Annotated in this window: 14 protein-coding genes and 1 pseudogene; 5 read left to right on the top strand and 10 right to left on the bottom strand. The window is 61.6% G+C overall.

Annotated elements, in window-relative coordinates:
• Window positions 1-13 precede the first annotated feature (13 nt).
• Window positions 14-1,177 carry an LLM class flavin-dependent oxidoreductase gene (locus tag WBB07_RS20965; RefSeq protein ID WP_526310288.1) on the top strand — a complete coding sequence of 388 codons (1,164 nt, stop codon included), beginning with the start codon at window positions 14-16 and terminating at the stop codon, window positions 1,175-1,177.
• Between the two features lie 84 nt (window positions 1,178-1,261).
• Entirely contained in the window at window positions 1,262-2,251 is a 990-nt protein-coding gene (locus WBB07_RS20960; RefSeq protein ID WP_526310287.1) for a helix-turn-helix transcriptional regulator, read from the top strand.
• A 44-nt stretch (window positions 2,252-2,295) separates the two neighbouring features.
• Here WBB07_RS20960 and WBB07_RS20955 read toward each other — a convergent pair whose 3' ends face one another.
• The 8 genes from WBB07_RS20955 to WBB07_RS20920 form a co-directional block, all read right to left on the bottom strand.
• Entirely contained in the window at window positions 2,296-2,961 is a 666-nt protein-coding gene (locus WBB07_RS20955) for a GntR family transcriptional regulator (RefSeq protein WP_526310286.1), read from the bottom strand.
• A gap of 171 nt (window positions 2,962-3,132) precedes the next feature.
• On the bottom strand, window positions 3,133-3,843 hold the full coding sequence (locus WBB07_RS20950; protein ID WP_526310285.1) for a sigma-70 family RNA polymerase sigma factor: 711 nt from the start codon (window positions 3,841-3,843) through the stop codon (window positions 3,133-3,135).
• 282 nt (window positions 3,844-4,125) lie between these two features.
• Window positions 4,126-4,884 (bottom strand): alpha/beta fold hydrolase, encoded by a 759-nt coding sequence (locus WBB07_RS20945; protein ID WP_526310284.1) that lies wholly within the window; start codon window positions 4,882-4,884, stop codon window positions 4,126-4,128.
• Between the two features lie 66 nt (window positions 4,885-4,950).
• Entirely contained in the window at window positions 4,951-6,555 is a 1,605-nt protein-coding gene (locus tag WBB07_RS20940; RefSeq protein ID WP_526310283.1) for a GMC family oxidoreductase, read from the bottom strand.
• A 57-nt stretch (window positions 6,556-6,612) separates the two neighbouring features.
• On the bottom strand, window positions 6,613-7,494 hold the full coding sequence (locus tag WBB07_RS20935) for a dioxygenase family protein (protein ID WP_526310282.1): 882 nt from the start codon (window positions 7,492-7,494) through the stop codon (window positions 6,613-6,615).
• 155 nt (window positions 7,495-7,649) lie between these two features.
• Window positions 7,650-8,555: an alpha/beta fold hydrolase gene (locus tag WBB07_RS20930; protein WP_526310281.1), complete on the bottom strand. Its 906-nt coding sequence runs from the start codon at window positions 8,553-8,555 to the stop codon at window positions 7,650-7,652.
• A 452-nt stretch (window positions 8,556-9,007) separates the two neighbouring features.
• Window positions 9,008-9,664 (bottom strand): sigma-70 family RNA polymerase sigma factor, encoded by a 657-nt coding sequence (locus tag WBB07_RS20925; protein WP_526310280.1) that lies wholly within the window; start codon window positions 9,662-9,664, stop codon window positions 9,008-9,010.
• Window positions 9,665-9,840: 176 nt separating this feature from the next.
• The gene (locus WBB07_RS20920) at window positions 9,841-10,668 is read right to left on the bottom strand and encodes a helix-turn-helix domain-containing protein (protein WP_526310279.1); all 828 of its coding nucleotides are present in this window, start codon (window positions 10,666-10,668) and stop codon (window positions 9,841-9,843) included.
• A gap of 286 nt (window positions 10,669-10,954) precedes the next feature.
• Between WBB07_RS20920 and WBB07_RS20915 the strand changes: the two genes are divergently transcribed.
• Window positions 10,955-11,959, top strand: coding sequence for a 1-aminocyclopropane-1-carboxylate deaminase (locus WBB07_RS20915; RefSeq protein ID WP_526310278.1), 1,005 nt, complete (start codon window positions 10,955-10,957; stop codon window positions 11,957-11,959).
• Window positions 11,960-12,120: 161 nt separating this feature from the next.
• On the opposite strand, the gene WBB07_RS20910 is transcribed toward WBB07_RS20915, so the two are convergent.
• Both WBB07_RS20910 and WBB07_RS20905 read right to left on the bottom strand, forming a co-directional pair.
• The gene (locus WBB07_RS20910) at window positions 12,121-12,822 is read right to left on the bottom strand and encodes a hypothetical protein (RefSeq protein WP_526310277.1); all 702 of its coding nucleotides are present in this window, start codon (window positions 12,820-12,822) and stop codon (window positions 12,121-12,123) included.
• Window positions 12,819-13,361: an RNA polymerase sigma factor gene (locus WBB07_RS20905; protein WP_526310276.1), complete on the bottom strand. Its 543-nt coding sequence runs from the start codon at window positions 13,359-13,361 to the stop codon at window positions 12,819-12,821. Before WBB07_RS20905 ends, WBB07_RS20910 begins: the two co-directional genes overlap by 4 nt.
• Before the next feature lie 368 nt (window positions 13,362-13,729).
• On the opposite strand from WBB07_RS20905, the pseudogene WBB07_RS20900 reads away from it, so the two are divergent.
• Together WBB07_RS20900 and WBB07_RS20895 are read left to right on the top strand one after the other, a co-directional pair.
• Window positions 13,730-14,047 (top strand): annotated as a pseudogene (locus tag WBB07_RS20900) (winged helix-turn-helix domain-containing protein); the annotation flags it as partial.
• Window positions 14,048-14,395: 348 nt separating this feature from the next.
• The gene (locus WBB07_RS20895; RefSeq protein WP_526310275.1) at window positions 14,396-16,657 is read left to right on the top strand and encodes an MMPL family transporter; all 2,262 of its coding nucleotides are present in this window, start codon (window positions 14,396-14,398) and stop codon (window positions 16,655-16,657) included.
• Window positions 16,658-16,754 lie beyond the last annotated feature (97 nt).

Genomic DNA, 16,754 nt, shown 5'->3' with positions numbered 1-16,754 from the left:
AAGGAGATTCACGATGACCGACACACTCGAATATCATCCGACCGCACCGCGACCGATCGCGGAAACCGCCCCGTTGGTGGACCGGGTTTCGACCAATCCGATGTTCAACGACCAAAAGATGAAACTCGGATTGTTCGGTACCAACTGCTCGTACGGCCTCATCATGTCGCATGCCCCGACGACCTATGAGGCGACATGGAAGCACACACTGGAAGTCGCCCAGCGCGCCGACTCTCTGGGCTTCGAAGCCTTGGTACCCGTGGCACGCTGGAAGGGGTTCGGCGGCACCACGAACTTCAACGGCAACTGTTTCGAAACCTACACCTGGGCAGCGGGATTGGCTCAAGCCACCGAAAACATCGCGATCTTCGCCACGTCCCATCTGCCGACAGTCCATCCAATTGTCGCAGCCAAAGCGGCCACGACCATCGATCACATCTCCGGCGGCCGTTTCGGCCTCAATCTGGTGATGGGATGGGTGACACCGGAAATGGAGATGTTCGGCGGTGCACAACGCCAGCATGACCAGCGCTATGCCTTCGGCCAGGAGTGGATCGACTACGTCAACAAGCTGTGGACTGAGCCTGGTTCATTCAGCTTTCACGGCGAGTTTTTCGACGGCGACAATCTCGAGTCCTACCCCAAGCCCCACCAGGCACCACGCCCGGCCCTGATCAACGCGGGCAACTCCAAGAGCGGCATCGAATTCTCGGCCCGCAATGTCGACTTCAACTTCGCCTCCCTGGACACCTTGGAGAACATGAAGGCCTACACCACGGCGATCGTGGCCAAGGCCCGCGACGAGTACCAGCGCACCATCACCCCGATGACGTACGGGCTGGTGGTGTGCCGCGACACCGAGAAAGAGGCCAAAGCCGACTTCCAGCGTGTCATCGACGATGGCGACTGGGGCGCCGCCGGCAATGTGATCAACATGGCGCTCTCCGGCGCAAGCCAATCGTTCGATCACGCCCGTGAGTTCAAGGAGCGGTTCATCGCCGGCTGGGGCGGATACCCGATTGTCGGAACCCCCGAGCAGTGTGTCGAGGAGATCGGCAAGCTCAACGACGCCGGCATGAACGGCATCATCATGGGGATGATCGACTACAACGAGGAGATGAAATACTTCGGCGACGCCGTAATGCCGCTTCTCAAGCAAGCTGGTCTACGCCACTGACGACTATCGTGGCCGGGTTGTAGCGCCCAACTCGCTGCAACCCGGCCACGGTCTGGGGTCATGACGGAGGTTAAGGAGCAGACCGTGAGAGACACCCGCGAACAGCCGCTTGACGCATTTCCTGTGCTGCACACTCGCAACCTGGAAGAAGCGCGCCAAGCAGTCACCGACGTGTACTTGGCCCACCAGCTCTACGCCGAAGACCCAGGCGCACTGGACATGACGCTCAATGCTGTTGAGCAACGGCATTTCACCGCGGGATTTCTCACCTACGGAACCAACACGACTCTACGAATGCCGGCAACCGATGACTGCTACCACGTCAACCTCACCACCGCCGGCAGCACCCACGCTGATCGCGCCGACGGCCAGAAGGTGGTCACCGAGGCCCGTCACAGCGGGGCAATCTTGCATCCTGAGCAGACCAACACCGTGCACTGGACACCGGATGCGGAACAAATCATCCTGAAGGTGCCGCGCGTCAGCCTGGAGTCGCATCTGTCGGAATTGTTAGGGCGCCAGGTGAACTCTGCCATCGACTTCGAATTCGGGCTCGACCTCTCGACAGCCGCGGGGGCCAGCCTGCTGGCATCGGTCGAGTTCTTCGTTCGCGAGCTCGACCGTCCCGGCGGGATCGCTGAAATGCCCATGGCTCGAGATCAACTCGAATCCTTCATCATGAGCCAGCTACTCAACGCCGGCGATCACCCTTACAAAGATGACCTGTTGGCACCGCCACCCCAGGTCCGGCTCGGTCGACTCAAACCCGTCGTCGACTTCATCGAGATGAACGCCGATGAACCGCTCACACCCAACGAACTCGCCCGCGCCGGATCAATGAGTGTGCGGACACTGCATGCGTCGTTCCAGAAATGCTTCGGTATGTCACCAATGGCGTATGTACGCAAGATCCGTCTCGAACACGTCCGGGAAGAACTACTCAAAGGTGGTGCCGAAGGCGAACTCCGTGTCACCGATGTGGCGACGCGGTGGGGCTTCTTTCACCTGGGGCGGTTTGCCCAGCAATACAAGGAAAGATTCGGCGAATCGCCGTCCGAGACCATTCGCCGCTAGACCAGGTGCGATTACCAACGGCCGCAGCAGCTTCTGCCACCTGGCTACTCCTCATCAGCTCCGTTCAGCAGGAGCGACAGGGTCTCCCAATTCTGTTGGGTGGCTTCCGCCGCCGCATCGGCATCACCTTGGCGACAGAGTTCGATGATGCGCTTGTGTTGCGCTATCGACTGGCGACCGGACAGGGAGGAGAAGCGCCGAAATTCCAGTCGGCGGAGCACTGGGGTCACATTCTCGAGAGCCACCGGAATTGCCTGGTTCCCGCTGGCGTCGACGGCAACACCGTGAAAGAGATCGTCAGCCTGCATCGCCGCTTCCGGATCTCCCGACGCGAGGGCGGCGGCAAACTCCTTGTTGGCCGCCACCATGGCAGCAAATTCCTTTTTCCCCATCAGCGGCACCGCGATACGGACGGCGAGCGCGTGCATGGCGGCTGCAACAGCCTGCGCATCGAGCACCGCCACACGTTCGATGGTCGACACCACAGTCGAACGCCCCGGCATCGTATGAACCAACCCAGCCGTTTCCAACCGGGCGATGGCCTCGCGGATCGGAGTGCGGCTGATGCCCAACCATTGCTCGAGTTCGGGGTCGCGTAGCTTCTCTCCGGGCGCGAACGTGCCGTTGACGATTGCATCCCTGATCGAAACGTACGCCTGCTCTCGCAGCAGCGATCGTCTGTGTCTTCCATGCTCATCTGGGACTGGCATGCGGAATATTCTATGCGATATCTCACGGGGAAAGGTGCTTGCAACCGCAGCTGAGGCGCGCCGTGACTCCGGTTGACTCGTACATGCGGTCCCGACACGCCCCGGTACCAGAACCAGAAATCCGATGCCGGTTCTCCAACTCACCCGATACGGCAGAGTGCGCCTGTCGGCTCAAGAGCAGGCCATCGCCGCAGGCAGATCGCAGTTCGAGCTATGATTCCCGGAATCAATTGCCGGACTTCGATCCCCGCGCATTCCCGGTCGCGGCTGCTGGACCGGATCTGGCGTCCCTTCTTCCGACATAGCCGACCGCAGCCCGCGACGCGCTCGGTGGAGACGGGACATTACGGTGCCCATGGGAATGCTTTCGATCTCGGCGATTTGTCTCACCGAGAATTGGCATACGTCGGCATAGAACAGAGCAGCTTGCAGTGCGATGGGCAGTGCGCGGATACTCTGCCGCAGCCGATCATTGGGCAGATGTGTCAAGGCCGTCTCCTCAGCCGACTGCACATGGGTGCGCTGTTGTCGATCGATCGAGATTTGGGCATCGGTGGCGGAACCGGCGAGCACTTCCCTTGGGCGACGTTGAGTCTTGCGGTGATTGTCGATCCAGGTGTTGATCATGATGCGCACCATCCACGCCCGAAGATTGGAGCTGGGTGTGCAGGACTCGAAGCCGAGCCAGGCCTTGACAAATGTCTCCTGCACAAGGTCTTCAGCATCATGGATACTGGGCGTGTATCGGTGTGCGATGCGTATGAGCTCGCCCCGCAACGGAAAGGCCTCGCAAGCGAAACGTTCTTCCAACCCGGCGCGAGCCGAGCGATCCAGTCCTTGGCTTGCAGCTGAGGTGCATTCCTCCAGGTGTGGGTTTTTCAACGCGATTCCTTCTCTGGCGCCTTTCGGAAGCACAACCGCAAGTGGCCACGCTTCAGATAAGACAGTTAGCTATCGTCGTATCGCTGCCAAGGTCGCTGAGCTGTACCGGCGAAGTTGGTCGAAAACATCGCGATTCAACGATCTGGAAAGCAGCACTGGTTGCGTCAACTCACCGGGCTACGTTGCCCCACACCACTATCAGCGTTTGTACGATGAGTCGATCATCATCATTTTCGATACTTTTCGCCGCACTACTGGCGCCGATGCCGCAATTACTTTCTGTCACTCCCAGCCGGATAGAATCGCCGCCAGGGCTGCCGGCTGGGCAACATGAGGGAAGTGGCCGTTACCCGGCAACACCGTGATCCCAGCCTCGGGCAGCATCTCCAAGAACCATTCCGCGTAATCGGCGGCCACGACGCTTCGGCTGACGTAGTGGTAGGCCGTCCCGGCCCCGCGCACCGCAGTCAGCTGCTGTGCCCGCCGTTCCCGAAGTATCGCCGGGGATGTCTCCAGAATCTCCTTCCAATAGCCGAGCAGAATGTCCTGACGAGGTTTGGTGCGCAACAGTCGCCGATGTTGAGGCGCCAACTGCTCAGTGCCCATCCCGGCGAGCAGTTTGACCCAGATGCTCAGGTGGTCCGGTCCACGCAGGACAGCCTCGACTGATCGCAGGTACTCCCCAAAAGGGCCGGGGAGCAACGGCTGATCGATGTTCAGCACCGCCCGGGTCGGGTGGTTGCCTGCGTACATCGTGGCCAACAGACCGCCGACAGAGTGCCCTACCATCACCGGCCTTTCCACATCGGCGATCCGGAGCGCATCGTGGAGAACCTCGACAACCTCGTTCAGGTCGTAGGAGTTTCGCCGGAGTGAATCACCGTGTCCGGGCAAGTCGAGCGCCAACACTCTGCGCCCCGATAGCTCCCTGACCATCGGAGCCCACATATGACGATCGAAAGTCAGCCCGTGTAGGAGCACCACCGGCGGCCTGTGGTCACCGGTTCCCGTCACATCCGCACCGAGCTCACCGAATCTCATATTGCCTTCCGTCGGATAGATGTCCGCCAAGTTCGGCCAGGGTGCAGCAACCCGCCGCCAGTTCGGTCAGGCCGTTTGCCGGCGAATCAGGTCGGCGGCCTTTTCGCCGATCATGATCGTTGCGGCGTTGGTGTTGACGGACACGATTCTGGGCATGATGGATGCGTCAGCCACTCGCAAGCCACCAAGGCCGTATACACGCAGCTCTGGGTCGACGACCGCATCCGGCCCGTTGCCCATAGCGCAGCTGCCAACAGGGTGGTAGTAGGTTCCGGTGCCGCGCGCCAGAAAGGAGCGCAGCCCCTTCTCATCGGTGATGTCCGGCCCGGGGAGCACCTCGCGGCCGCGCCATGGTGCGAACGGCTCAGTCGCCGCGATGTCCCGGGCCACGGTCAAGCCGTACATCATCCGCTGGATGTCCGACTCCACGCCGAGGTAATTCGGGTCGATCAGTGGCGGAGTCTCCGGCTCCGGTCCGGCGAGGCGGATCGAGCCTCGGGCCTCGGGCACGGTGGCTATCGCGAGTGTGAAGCTGTTCGCGGGGGCAACCAGGTGAGGCGCGTGGAACGGAACGTGAATGAACATGAGCTGCATGTCGGGGCCCGAAAGGGATTCGTCGCTGCGCCATGACAACGACACTTCGGCGTGGTTGGCACGGCCGACTGGTATCGGTTGGGTGGCCTCGTAGACGACCCCGCAGAACGGGTGGTCATGGAGGTTACGGCCTACCCCGGGCAGGTCGTGCACCACAGTCACGTCGGCGGCTTCAAGCTCGGACGCCGGCCCGATGCCGGACAACAGCAGCAACCGTGGCGAGTCCACAGCACCCGCGCTGAGCACCACCTCAGAGTCGGCGTACACAGTGATCAGCTCACCGCGACGCTCGAAGTCGACTCCTACGCAGCGTTTTCCTTTGATGCGCAGTTTGCGCGCGCGGGATTCGGTCGAGATGGTGAGGTTGGGTCGCAGACCGCCTATCGGGTTCAAGTAGGCAGCGGCGGCGCTCTGGCGAGCCCCCATTGAGATCGAAAGGTCATGCCAGCCCGCTCCCTCGGCGCAGGCCCCGTTGAAATCATCGGTCATCGAGTAGCCCGCGGCGACGGCCGCATCGACAAAGGCCTGAGACAGCGGGTTGGCGACATCGGCCGAGACAGGCGCAGGTGCTACCGGCCCCTCGGTACCTCGATAACGTCGATCCCCACCGCTTACGGTTTCGCTGCGCTGAAAGTAGGGCAGAACTGCTTCGTAGTCCCAACCCGTACAGCCGGACTTGGCCCAGATGTCGAAGTCACTGCGGTGGCCTCGCAGGAACACCATCGCGTTGATGCTGCTGCTGCCGCCGAGAGTATGGCCACGTGGCCAGTTGTGGGCAATCCCGTCTGTGCCCGCTTGCGGGACGGTGTCATAGGCGTAGTCAACTGTGCTACCCCACAACGTCGGCCATGCCGGCGGAGCCGCAATCTCGGGTCTTGTGTCAGCCGCGCCGGACTCGAGCAGCAACACTCGAACGGCCGGATCCTCGGACAGCCGGGCAGCGAGCACACAACCGGCCGATCCGGCGCCGATCACCACATAGTCGTAGTGTCCCGACGGGACGTCCGGCGCCAGTTCGCTGGGCGGGCCGCCGATGTTCTGCTCCAGTCTTCCGCGACTGGCAATACCGTCTCGCATGTTCGTCCTCACTTGTTTCCAGAGCTTGCGACAGCTCCTGCGTATTTGCACAATGGCTTAGGGTGCCGGGGGGTGTGCTTCACTCTTTGGCTGGAGTACGAAGTCGTAACTCGTTAGCAGCCAAGGAACCTCGCACATGCGGCCGTCGGGCGTCGGACCCGGATCGCGACGTGCGAACTCGACCACCAGCTCGGCCTTTGTGCCGAATACGACATCGCTGTCGAGGTACTGCGTCCCCTTCTCGAACAGATGAGTGATCAGCGGCTCGTATCCCGGCACGTCTATGAGGAAATGGATGTGCGCCGGCCGGTAGTGGCTGATGTCGGTTCGCGCCATGAGCTCGCCCACTGGGCCGTCCATCGGAATGCTGTAGCCAAGCGGTGCGATTGTCCGCACGCAGAAGGCGCCGCCTGGCGTCGAGGTGTATTTGCCGCGCAGGCGTGCCCCATCAACCTGCAGCTGGGCCTCGTAGGCGCCGTCCGCGTCGGCCTGCCACACGTCGAGGACCGCTCCCCCAACAGCTGCGCCGTCCACATCGTGGACTCTGCCCACGATGAAGAGGGGCGTGCCCTGCACACCTTGGGACATGTCCGCGCCGAACTCCAGCTCTGGTGAGCCATCCACATGGAACGGACCAAGAACCGTCGCCGGTGTAGCGTCCGCGTCCAGGTGGTGATTCAGCTCGACGAGCAGCGTCGACAACCCCAATACATCCGCCGCGAGAATGAACTCGTCACGCTTGTCGTCGCTGATGTGACCCGCGCGGCGAAGCCATTGGACGGCGGCCGCCCACTCCTGCTCCGTCAGCCCCACGGTTCGAGCAAAGTCGTGTAAGTATCGCACCATCTGCTGCATGATCTGCGCCAGCCGCGGATTGTGGGCGGTGGCCCACCGCGCCGCAGCAAGATCGGTGATGTTTTCCTCAGTGATCGGTTGCATATCTGTCTCCCCCTTCTATCGCGCACGCCGTTACGTCCCCCGGCGCCCGTGTCGGCTTCCTCCTGACGTCAGAAGTTCTGTGGGACGCCCAGGATCAAACCGGTCGCACATACTCAACGGATCGTGCGACCGCTTCACGGCTCGGCTCGGCTTGACTAGCTGCGCGTGGAATCGGCTGCCTGAGCGATCAAGTCCGCCACAACCTCAGGCACCGACACTGTCACCGCGTGAGACGCCTTGACCTCCAAGGTGTGAGCGTTCGCGCGGGCCCCCATGAAGCGCATTGACTCGGCCGGAATCGCAAGATCTTCGGTGGTCACCAGATTCCACGACGGAATCGCCTTCCACGCAGCCTTCGAAGCCGGCTCCTCCAACGCTGCCGCAGCAATGGGCCGCTGAGTAGCAGCCATCAACGCCGTGACATCCTCGCCGACATCGGCAGCGAAGACCCTCCGGAACTCATCCTGCTTGATGTACAAATCACTACCTTCCCCACCACCAGCCAACGGGAACGGCACCGAATCCAACGCAGGACCCAGCTCGCCACCAGGGAACTTCGCCGCCAACTCGCCCGTACTCTCCCCCGGCTCCAAAAGGAAACTCGCGATGAACACCAACGCCTTCACGTTCGACAACCCCTCAGCTGCCTGACTCATCACCGACCCCCCATACGAATGGCCCGCCAACACCACCGGCCCCGCAACACCATCGACCACACTGCGCACATACTCAGCATCAGATGCCAGTCCCCGCAACGGATTAGCCACCGCAATCACCGGATAGCCATCCGCCACGAGCTTGCTGATCACCCCATTCCAACTCGAGGAGTCAGCAAAAGCGCCATGAACCAACACCACCGTCGGCTGATTGGCGGGCACCGGCGGCTCAGCATCCGCCCCACCACAGCCGGCCGCGAGCATCGCCACCGCAACACCCACCGTCATCGTCGTCAGAACAGACTTGATCATCATCTGTGTCTCCTGAGGTCTGGACAGCCCTGGGACCATCGCATCGATTTTTTCTTCGCAATATATTGCATGTCGGACAGCGATATTTGTCAAGGGGGTCGCCGAAAATATGCAGACAGCACCTGACAGAGAAGTGCCGATCGGCGGTCCCGTCGCGCGACCCCCACGCTCAAGCGTTTCGAATCACATTGCCGTGGACCTACGTTCACGCGAACAACAATTGCCGATGCACCTTCTCCCCGGGGAGAGTCAATTCGGCTTCAACCGCCAGCGTTGGGGAATGAATCTATCTCGTCGAGAGGCTCCGCCGGGTTTCGTCCCGCCTTGCCATAATTCGCAATCATCACCAGAGCGAGTCTCCAACGAAGCCCTGCCGATCACCAGATCTCTGCCAGTCCTAGTAGTGACAGACCCACCCTGGTTCCAGCCCGGAGCACCGACTGGCATTTCGATCCAAAAATTCTGCCTCGGAGCACTTTTAAACAAAACCGATGCCATCGGTGGCGCCACATCACCTCAAAAGACCGTCGGCGGAGTCGTAGTCCTCAGGCCAATGAGTTGCCTCTGCAGCGGGCAGCCCCCTCAGTACCTTCAGCCGTCGCGTTCTCGGTAACGCACCCAATCGTGACGAGCCCGCCCCGGTGCGCCGCGAGTGAGCGACGCAGTAGGAGCCGACCGCGATGCATCCGGGACATCACAGTACCTGGCGGAACGTTCATCGCTGTGGATACCTCGCGATACGACAATCCAACAATCGCGATGTAATACACAGTGAGGAGGACCTTCTCAGGGAGGCTTGACAGCGCCGCGACGGTTCCCGGATCTGCCATTCCACGCAAGGCGATGTGCTCAGCCGAGCACTCGTGGCGCGACCACTGCGACACGATATCGAGATTGCCATCGGTGAGATCCCCGACAAGTGCCTCAGTCGGCCGGCACAGGCCCGCCCGATAGTTGTTGATCCAGGTGTTTCGCATGATGCGCAGTAGCCAGGCTTTGAGGTAACGGTCGCGGCCGAGCGTAGCGAATGCCCGGTAGGCCTTCAGCAGCGTTTCTTGAACAAGGTCCTCCGCGTCGGCCGCATTGTGGGTGTACGCCAAGGCACGCCTACGAAGGTCTGCCAACAAAGGCATCACCTCCCGCTCGAAGTCGGGACGGACCTGGCCGGCCCGTACTTGATCAAAACTCGATATGGACGTCATGTCAGCTTTCGTTCAACTAGTTGTCGGTCGGTGAACCTCCCGCATCGTTGCGATATGGCCACACTCAGGTCATAACGTGGGTGAGAATGGACCAACCTGCGGCCGGCTTGTCGCCGTCGACCTGCTCCGTGCATCAGCTCTCAACTCGTGAATCACCAGTTCGCCAATCCTTGTGCCTAGATAGCCGAATGCTGAGCCAACCGCTGCAGCGCCGACCAGGAATGCGATGAGGGTTCGGCGTGGAAGACCACCATGGCGAGATCGTCGGTGCCCGCGAGGATGAGCTTCTCTCGGAACAGCTTGAGGCGCCCCAGGGTTGGGTGGCGGAGACGGATCGGACTGAGGGGAGCGTGGTTGACCTCGTGGCGTGACCATAGTCCCCGGAAGGTGGCGCTACGCTGCAACAGATCGGCGATCAGTTCCCGGGCAGGCGACATCGTGAGCTCCCCACCAACCGCAAAGCGCAGCTGTGCGACGCAATTGGCCGTTGCCCGGTTCCAGTCGAGATGCATGGCCCGCTCCGATGGGTCGATGAACAGAGACCGAATACGGTTCACACCGCGGTGTAAGGCCGGCGACAGCGCTTCCGCCATGGGATTTGAGACGAGTACATCCGTGTACCGGGTCTGGATGATTGCCGGTGTTCCGAGCGTCCGTACGAGTACCCGACATCCCTCGGGGACTTCCGGTCTGGGCGAACGGACATCGACATTTGACTTGCGAGGACTGGCAAGCGCATGCAGGTGCCCGGCTTCATAGCGATCTAGAGTGAGCGCGTCCGCGAGCGCATCGCACACGGCTCCAGAAGGATTGCGCTCGCGACCCTGTTCAAGACGGGTGTAGTACTCGATACTGATTCCGGCCCGAATGGCCACCTCCTCGCGCCGCAGTCCAGGCACACGGCGAACTCCCCGTGTTTGGATACCAACCAGCTCCGGCGAAAGTCGCTCACGGTGACTTCTCAGGAACTCCGCAAGAGGGCCGATATCGGCTGCTGATGGCACACCGTATTACACGTATGTGGACCGAATCTGATTCACTTTCGGTTCCCCAGATGGGGATACCAGGACCGACGTCCTTGTCAAGTGTCATAGCGACACGGTGCCACCTCCCCCAGCGGGAGAGTCAAGTGGTTGAAAGCGCCCATCGACGGTTGACAAGAAACCTTTGCGCATCGCAATATATTGCGCGTTGGATGTTGCTGACCGTAGACCCATCCCATCCGCTGCGGATCGCTCTGCGAGTCGTACTCAGCTACCGCGGCTATGTCCGTACTCCAGGAGACAACCCATGGCTATTTCAGATTTCGAGCGCTACCCGCTGACCTTCGGCCCGAGCCCGGTCCATCCGCTTCCCAGGCTGAGTGACTTTCTCGGTGGCGCTGACATCTGGGCCAAACGCGAGGATGTGAACTCCGGACTCGCGTATGGCGGCAACAAGACCCGAAAGCTGGAGTACTTGATCCCCGAAGCGCTCGAGCTGGGAGCCGACACCCTGGTCTCGATCGGGGGTGTTCAGTCCAACCACACCCGTCAGGTGGCTGCCGTCGCCGCCCACCTGGGCCTCAAGGCGGTCCTTGTCCAGGAGAAATGGGTTGACTGGCCCGATTCGGTCAACGACAAAGTCGGCAATATCCTTCTGTCACGGATCATGGGCGCCGACGTCCGTCTCGATCCCTCCGGTTTCGGCATCGAGTTCAAAGACAGCTGGCAGAAGGCCATCGAGGATGTCGAGCGTGCAGGTGGTATCCCATACGCCATCCCTGCAGGTGCATCCGATCACCGGTTGGGCGGCCTCGGCTTCGCCAACTGGGCATACGAAGTCCAGCAACAGGAACAAACACTCGGGGTCTTCTTCGACACCATTGTGGTCTGCACAGTGACAGGATCGACTCAGGCAGGGATGATCGCCGGTTTCGCCGGCCAGGACCGGCCACGCCGCGTCATCGGCATCGACGCTTCGGCGACCTTGACGAAGACCCACGCACAGGTTGCGCGCATCGCCCGCAGCACTGCAGAGCTCATCGGACTCGGCCGTGACCTTCGTGATGACGAGATGACAGTTCTCGAAGGGTGGGCGGGCGATCGCTACGGCGTACCGGTCGAATCAACAATCGATGCGATCAAGTTGGTCGGACGCCTCGAAGGAGTCATCCTCGATCCCGTCTACGAAGGTAAGTCCATGGCCGGCCTGGTGGACCTGGTTCAGTCTGGGCAGATCGAACCCCATTCGAAGGTTCTCTACGCGCATCTGGGCGGCCAGCAGGCCCTCAATGCCTACAGTGGCATCTTCTGAGCAACTCCCACACTTCAGGGGGACCTCAGCGCGGCAGTCAAAACGCACTCGGCTCCCGGTTCGTTGTCTCCGAGCACCTTCCCCTGGCGACTAGCCCTGATGGCTGCCCGACGCTCATTCGCCTTGCTCTTCGAAACCTGTTCTCGGCTCTGGACGCTGCGCTAGTTGAGCGTGGTGACCGCAAGTGGTGTGGTTGTGCCTGTTTCCCGGATTTCGATGCTGCGGATCTCGGAGGTAGGGATGACGGTGGCCGCCGCCAGGCCCGAGGCCTCGTGCCCGGACGGGCTCCAGGTGGCCACCGTCGATTCTGCTCCGCCGATGGTGGTCACAACGAGGCCGTAACTGGTCACAGTCGAAGCCCAGTCTTTGGTGTACTGGCATTGCCAGTCCAGCCTCGTTCCCCACCGTTCGCCTGTCACGGCCAAGGATGCGCTGACTCCCTTGCGCTGCCCGGGTGCCATCGCCTGCAATGTGACGCCGGTAGACGGGGAAGCGCCGATCGAGTTGTATCCGATGATTCCTCCGATGAGGAGGAACGCCGCTGCCGACGCCAAGACGCTGGCGATGACGGCACGACGGGACCGGACCCGGCGCTTTTCGGCCGCCGCCGCCAATGCCGGCAGCAGGATTGCGGGTGCCACCTCGGGAATTGGCGCACCCTCAACAGCCTCGTCGAGCAATGCCAGCGCTTCTTGCGGTGACAGCAGGTCGAGCAGAGCAGCTGTGTCCGCGAAGTCTGTCAGCGCCGCGATGTTCGTCGGCTCGGCCGCGCGAAGCTGCTCGTACTCCGACCTCTCCTCCGGAGTAAGTGCGCCGAGAACGTAGGCAGCATCCCAGTCCGACATGTTGCCATCGGAGTTCATTGGGCCACTCCCCTTTCTTCCAGGGCGACGCGCAGCGCCCGAAGTGCATAGTGCAGACGAGATTTCACGGTGCCTGGCGGAATGTGTTCCTGCCGAGCGACCTCGACCGCGGTTTGACCCAGGTAGTGCACCCGTACCAGCACTGCGCGATGTTCCGGGCTCAACGCGCGAAGCGCCTCGGCCACCACCCACTTGTCGACTGCCGGCCCGAGACTGTCTGGCGCGTGCTGTTCGGGGACGCTGTCGGTCTGTAGCTCACGCTTGTAGCGCGAGCTGCGTCGGTCATCGATCACCAGGTTGCGGGCCACGGTGTGGAGCCATGCCCGCACGGACTCGCTGGACTGTGTGGTCAGGAGGCTGGGTTTCTGCCACAAGCGCAGCAGGGCTTCCTGAACGACATCCTCGGCGAGTTCCCGGTCTCCTCGAGTCAGCCGCAGCACATACCGAAGAAGCGCCTGGGAGTGCTCTTCATGAATCCTGATGAGGAGTTCGTCGACATGCCCGCCGCCTCGCGGTGATTCCGCATCGCGACGAGTCATCCACACCGGACTGACACGTGGTGTTGTGCGTGTGCACGGGTCTCGGCTGCGTTCATGGCTGAGAAGGACCGCCCCCCTTGTTGCATGGAGTGATGATGTATCAGATCGTCAAACACGCAGAACGGTTCAACTCTTCGGTCCGGGGCATCTCCGGCCGTGGCAGCGGAGCCTTTGTGATGGCCACGATCGAGTGTTACACCCGGGCAGGTCGACGCGTCCGATAAGCCCTCACCCACTGGCTGTAACTCCTGCCTCACCCGTGGATCTGACCCTCAATGAACCTTTCGGCGGCCGCGATCGTCGTACCGGTCGACCGGCTCGACAGCGAGCTCTTCGAAAGGAACAACGTGACTGTGCTCTTGGCCGGAATGTCCACAACTGACCTGGGCGCGTGGCATTTTGATGAGTTTGTCCTCGATGTGGCGCGCTACGAACTGCGCAGCGACGGGGTCGTGATTCCGATGGAGCCCCAGGTATTCGATGTCATGACACATTTGGTGATCAACCACCACCGCCTGGTCACCAAGACTGAACTCTTCGACAGTGTCTGGGGAGGTCGCTTCGTGGGCGAGGCCGCTCTCACCAGCCGCATCAAAATGGCGCGCCGAGTCCTCGGCGACGACGGCGAATCGCAACGTTACATCCGAACGATTCGCGGCCGTGGCTATCGGTTCGTCGGCACCATGGACGAGTGTCAGGGCAATGGTCGGCTGAGAGGAGGCCGAGACTGCTGAGCAATGGCGTTCGGCAGTCTCCGTCATCGTCTTGTTCTGTAACAATCACGGAGACAGACAATTCCGCACTTCCTCCTCCAGGGATCGCGATGACGTCGGCAGCGCGTGCCAACTCCTGTTGAATCAGATCAGCTGGTGATCACATGGCGACACCCACATCGCCGCTGTGGAACCGAAGCTTTCTGGTCCTCGCCTTGTTGTCCTAAGTGACGGCGGCGAGGCTGCTCCCCGCCGCCACTCGGTCGGGACCGCTTACACGCTGCTTTTTGTGGTGTTCTCGAGGGGCGGAGGGGATGGATCGTGCTACACCGGATCGCGCTGCTGGCGCTCGCCGCTCCCCGGCGCGTCGTCGCCCTCTCGGTTGCGGTGATGATCGGTGCGGCCATCTTTGGCCTGCCCGTCGCGAAAAGTCTCTCCTCAGGCGGCTTTCAAGATCCCAATTCGGAGTCGGCGCGGGCTGAGCAGCTACTCCAGGACAAGTTCTCCCGAAGCGACATGCAACTGATGTTCACCCTCACCGTGGACAACGGTGCAGATGGCACGGTGGCTCGCAACGCGGGTCGGGACATCGTCGACCTCCTGGAGAACGATCCAAATGTGACCAGCGTGATGTCGCCGTGGACGTCCCCTCCGGCGTCCGCGGTCAACCTGTTCAGCAGGGACGGTGGCACGGGATTGATTGTCGCCGAGCTGGCCGGGGGCGTGACTGACGCGCCGAGATATGCGCAAACGCTGTCCGACACCGTTGCGGATGACATTGTTCCCGAATACCAAGGCGTCCAGGTACGTGCCGGCGGTTCAGCGATGACGTACGCGCAGATCAATCAGCAGACTCAGAGTGACCTGTTGCTGATGGAAGTCATCGCTGTGCCATTGAGCTTTCTGGTGCTGGTCTGGATATTCGGCGGGCTGCTGGCCGCGGCTGTGCCGATGGTGGTGGGCGCACTGGCCATCGTCGGATCGATGTCGGTACTGCGACTGATCACTGTCGTTACCGACGTCTCGGTACTTGCGCTGAACCTCTCCGCGGCAATGGGTTTGGCACTGGCAATCGACTACACATTGCTGATCATCAGCAGGTATCGTGACGAGTTGGCCGATGGTGGAACCACGGAGCGCGCGCTCGTTCAGACCATGATCACCGCCGGTCGCACCGTGGTGTTCTCCGCGACAACAGTGGCGTTGTCGATGGCCGCCTTGGTGCTGTTCCCGATGTACGTTCTGAAATCGTTCGCGTTTGCCGGCCTCGCCACGGTGGCATTCTCTGCTGGTGCGGCGATTGTGGTCACACCGGCAGCCCTGGTGCTGCTGGGCACCCGGGTCGATTCGCTCGACGTACGCATGTTTGCGCGGCGAATGCTGCGTCGGCCAGCGCCCGCGACCACGGCTCTCGATGAACAGTTCTGGCACCGGTCAGCGCGATTCGTGATGCGCCGCGCGATTCCGCTCGGTCTGGCCGTAGCCACGTTGCTGGTGCTGCTGGGAATGCCGTTTGTCGGCGTGAGATGGGGCTTCCCGGACGAACGGGTGCTTCCACCGTCGGCGTCCGCCCACGAAGTCGGTAACGATCTGCGCTCCTCGTTCGCCGCCAATACCGACACTTCGGTGACCGTCGTCGTCCCCGACGCCAACGGGCTGCCGGCGACGATCATTGATAGCTACGCTGTCGCACTATCTCAGGTGCCAGATGTTTCCATGGTTGCAGCCCCGTCTGGGACGTTTGTCGGGGGGCACTGGTCGGGTCCTCCAGCGGCACCGACGGGTGCCGCTGGAGGCAGCGTCTTCCTCACCGTGAGCAGCACGGCTCCGTTGTTCTCCGATGCCTCCGAGGCCCAGTTGGACAGGCTCGAGGCCGTGCCGGGCCCCGGCGGTCGTGATGTCGAGATGTCCGGTGTGGCGCGGGTGAACCGAGACAGCGTCAAAGCGATCACGTCACGATTGCCCATGGTGCTGGGGTTCATCGGGATGGTCACGTTCGCATTGTTGTTCATGCTGACCGGAAGCGTCGTGCTTCCTCTGAAAGCACTTGTGATGAATGCGCTCTCACTGACAGCCACATTCGGGGCTCTGGTGTGGATCTTCCAGGATGGCCATCTGGGGGCCCTCGGCACTACGCCAACCGGCACCCTCGTCGCCAACGTGCCGGTGCTGTTGTTCTGCATCGCGTTCGGCCTGTCGATGGACTACGAGGTGTTTCTCGTGTCGCGAATCCGCGAACACTGGCTCAAGAGCGGTCGCACCCGTGACGACAACGACGACAGCGTTGCTGTTGGATTGGCTCGCACTGCCCGGGTGATCACTGCAGCAGCGTTGGTGATGTCGATTTCGTTCGCAGCGTTGATCACCGCGGAGGTGTCCTTCATGCGGATGTTCGGTGTTGGCCTCACGTTGGCCGTGCTCGTCGACGCCACCTTGGTGCGGATGATTCTGGTGCCCGCCTTCATTCATGCGCTCGGCCCATGGAATTGGTGGGCGCCTCGAATCTTGGTTCGGCTCCATGACAGGTTCGGGTTCAACGAATGCGGTGACATCGCTGCAATACCCACCGGCAATCGCGGGTAGGTTTCCCGAACCTTCAGTCGTGGCGACGTCAGCATGTGGCGAAGGGAATCAAGGTGGCGCGTGTTATCTCCTATGCCAGCAGTTCAGACCATAGCGC

It is taken from the genome of Mycobacterium sp., assembly GCF_049647605.1.
In the GTDB taxonomy this organism is placed as follows: domain Bacteria; phylum Actinomycetota; class Actinomycetes; order Mycobacteriales; family Mycobacteriaceae; genus Mycobacterium.
Note: the sequence above shows the minus strand (reverse complement) of the source record. Positions and strands in the feature narration are given on the sequence as shown.

Excerpts from the sequence above, each read along its gene's own strand:
- WBB07_RS20905 (WP_526310276.1), bottom strand. The coding sequence starts at position 13,361 with ATGACTCGTCGCGATGCGGAATCACCGCGAGGCGGCGGGCATGTCGAC.
- WBB07_RS20925 (WP_526310280.1), bottom strand. The coding sequence starts at position 9,664 with ATGACGTCCATATCGAGTTTTGATCAAGTACGGGCCGGCCAGGTCCGT.
- WBB07_RS20965 (WP_526310288.1), top strand. The coding sequence starts at position 14 with ATGACCGACACACTCGAATATCATCCGACCGCACCGCGACCGATCGCG.
- WBB07_RS20955 (WP_526310286.1), bottom strand. The coding sequence starts at position 2,961 with ATGCCAGTCCCAGATGAGCATGGAAGACACAGACGATCGCTGCTGCGA.
- WBB07_RS20935 (WP_526310282.1), bottom strand. The coding sequence starts at position 7,494 with ATGCAACCGATCACTGAGGAAAACATCACCGATCTTGCTGCGGCGCGG.
- WBB07_RS20945 (WP_526310284.1), bottom strand. The coding sequence starts at position 4,884 with ATGAGATTCGGTGAGCTCGGTGCGGATGTGACGGGAACCGGTGACCAC.
- WBB07_RS20940 (WP_526310283.1), bottom strand. The coding sequence starts at position 6,555 with ATGCGAGACGGTATTGCCAGTCGCGGAAGACTGGAGCAGAACATCGGC.
- WBB07_RS20915 (WP_526310278.1), top strand. The coding sequence starts at position 10,955 with ATGGCTATTTCAGATTTCGAGCGCTACCCGCTGACCTTCGGCCCGAGC.
- WBB07_RS20910 (WP_526310277.1), bottom strand. The coding sequence starts at position 12,822 with ATGAACTCCGATGGCAACATGTCGGACTGGGATGCTGCCTACGTTCTC.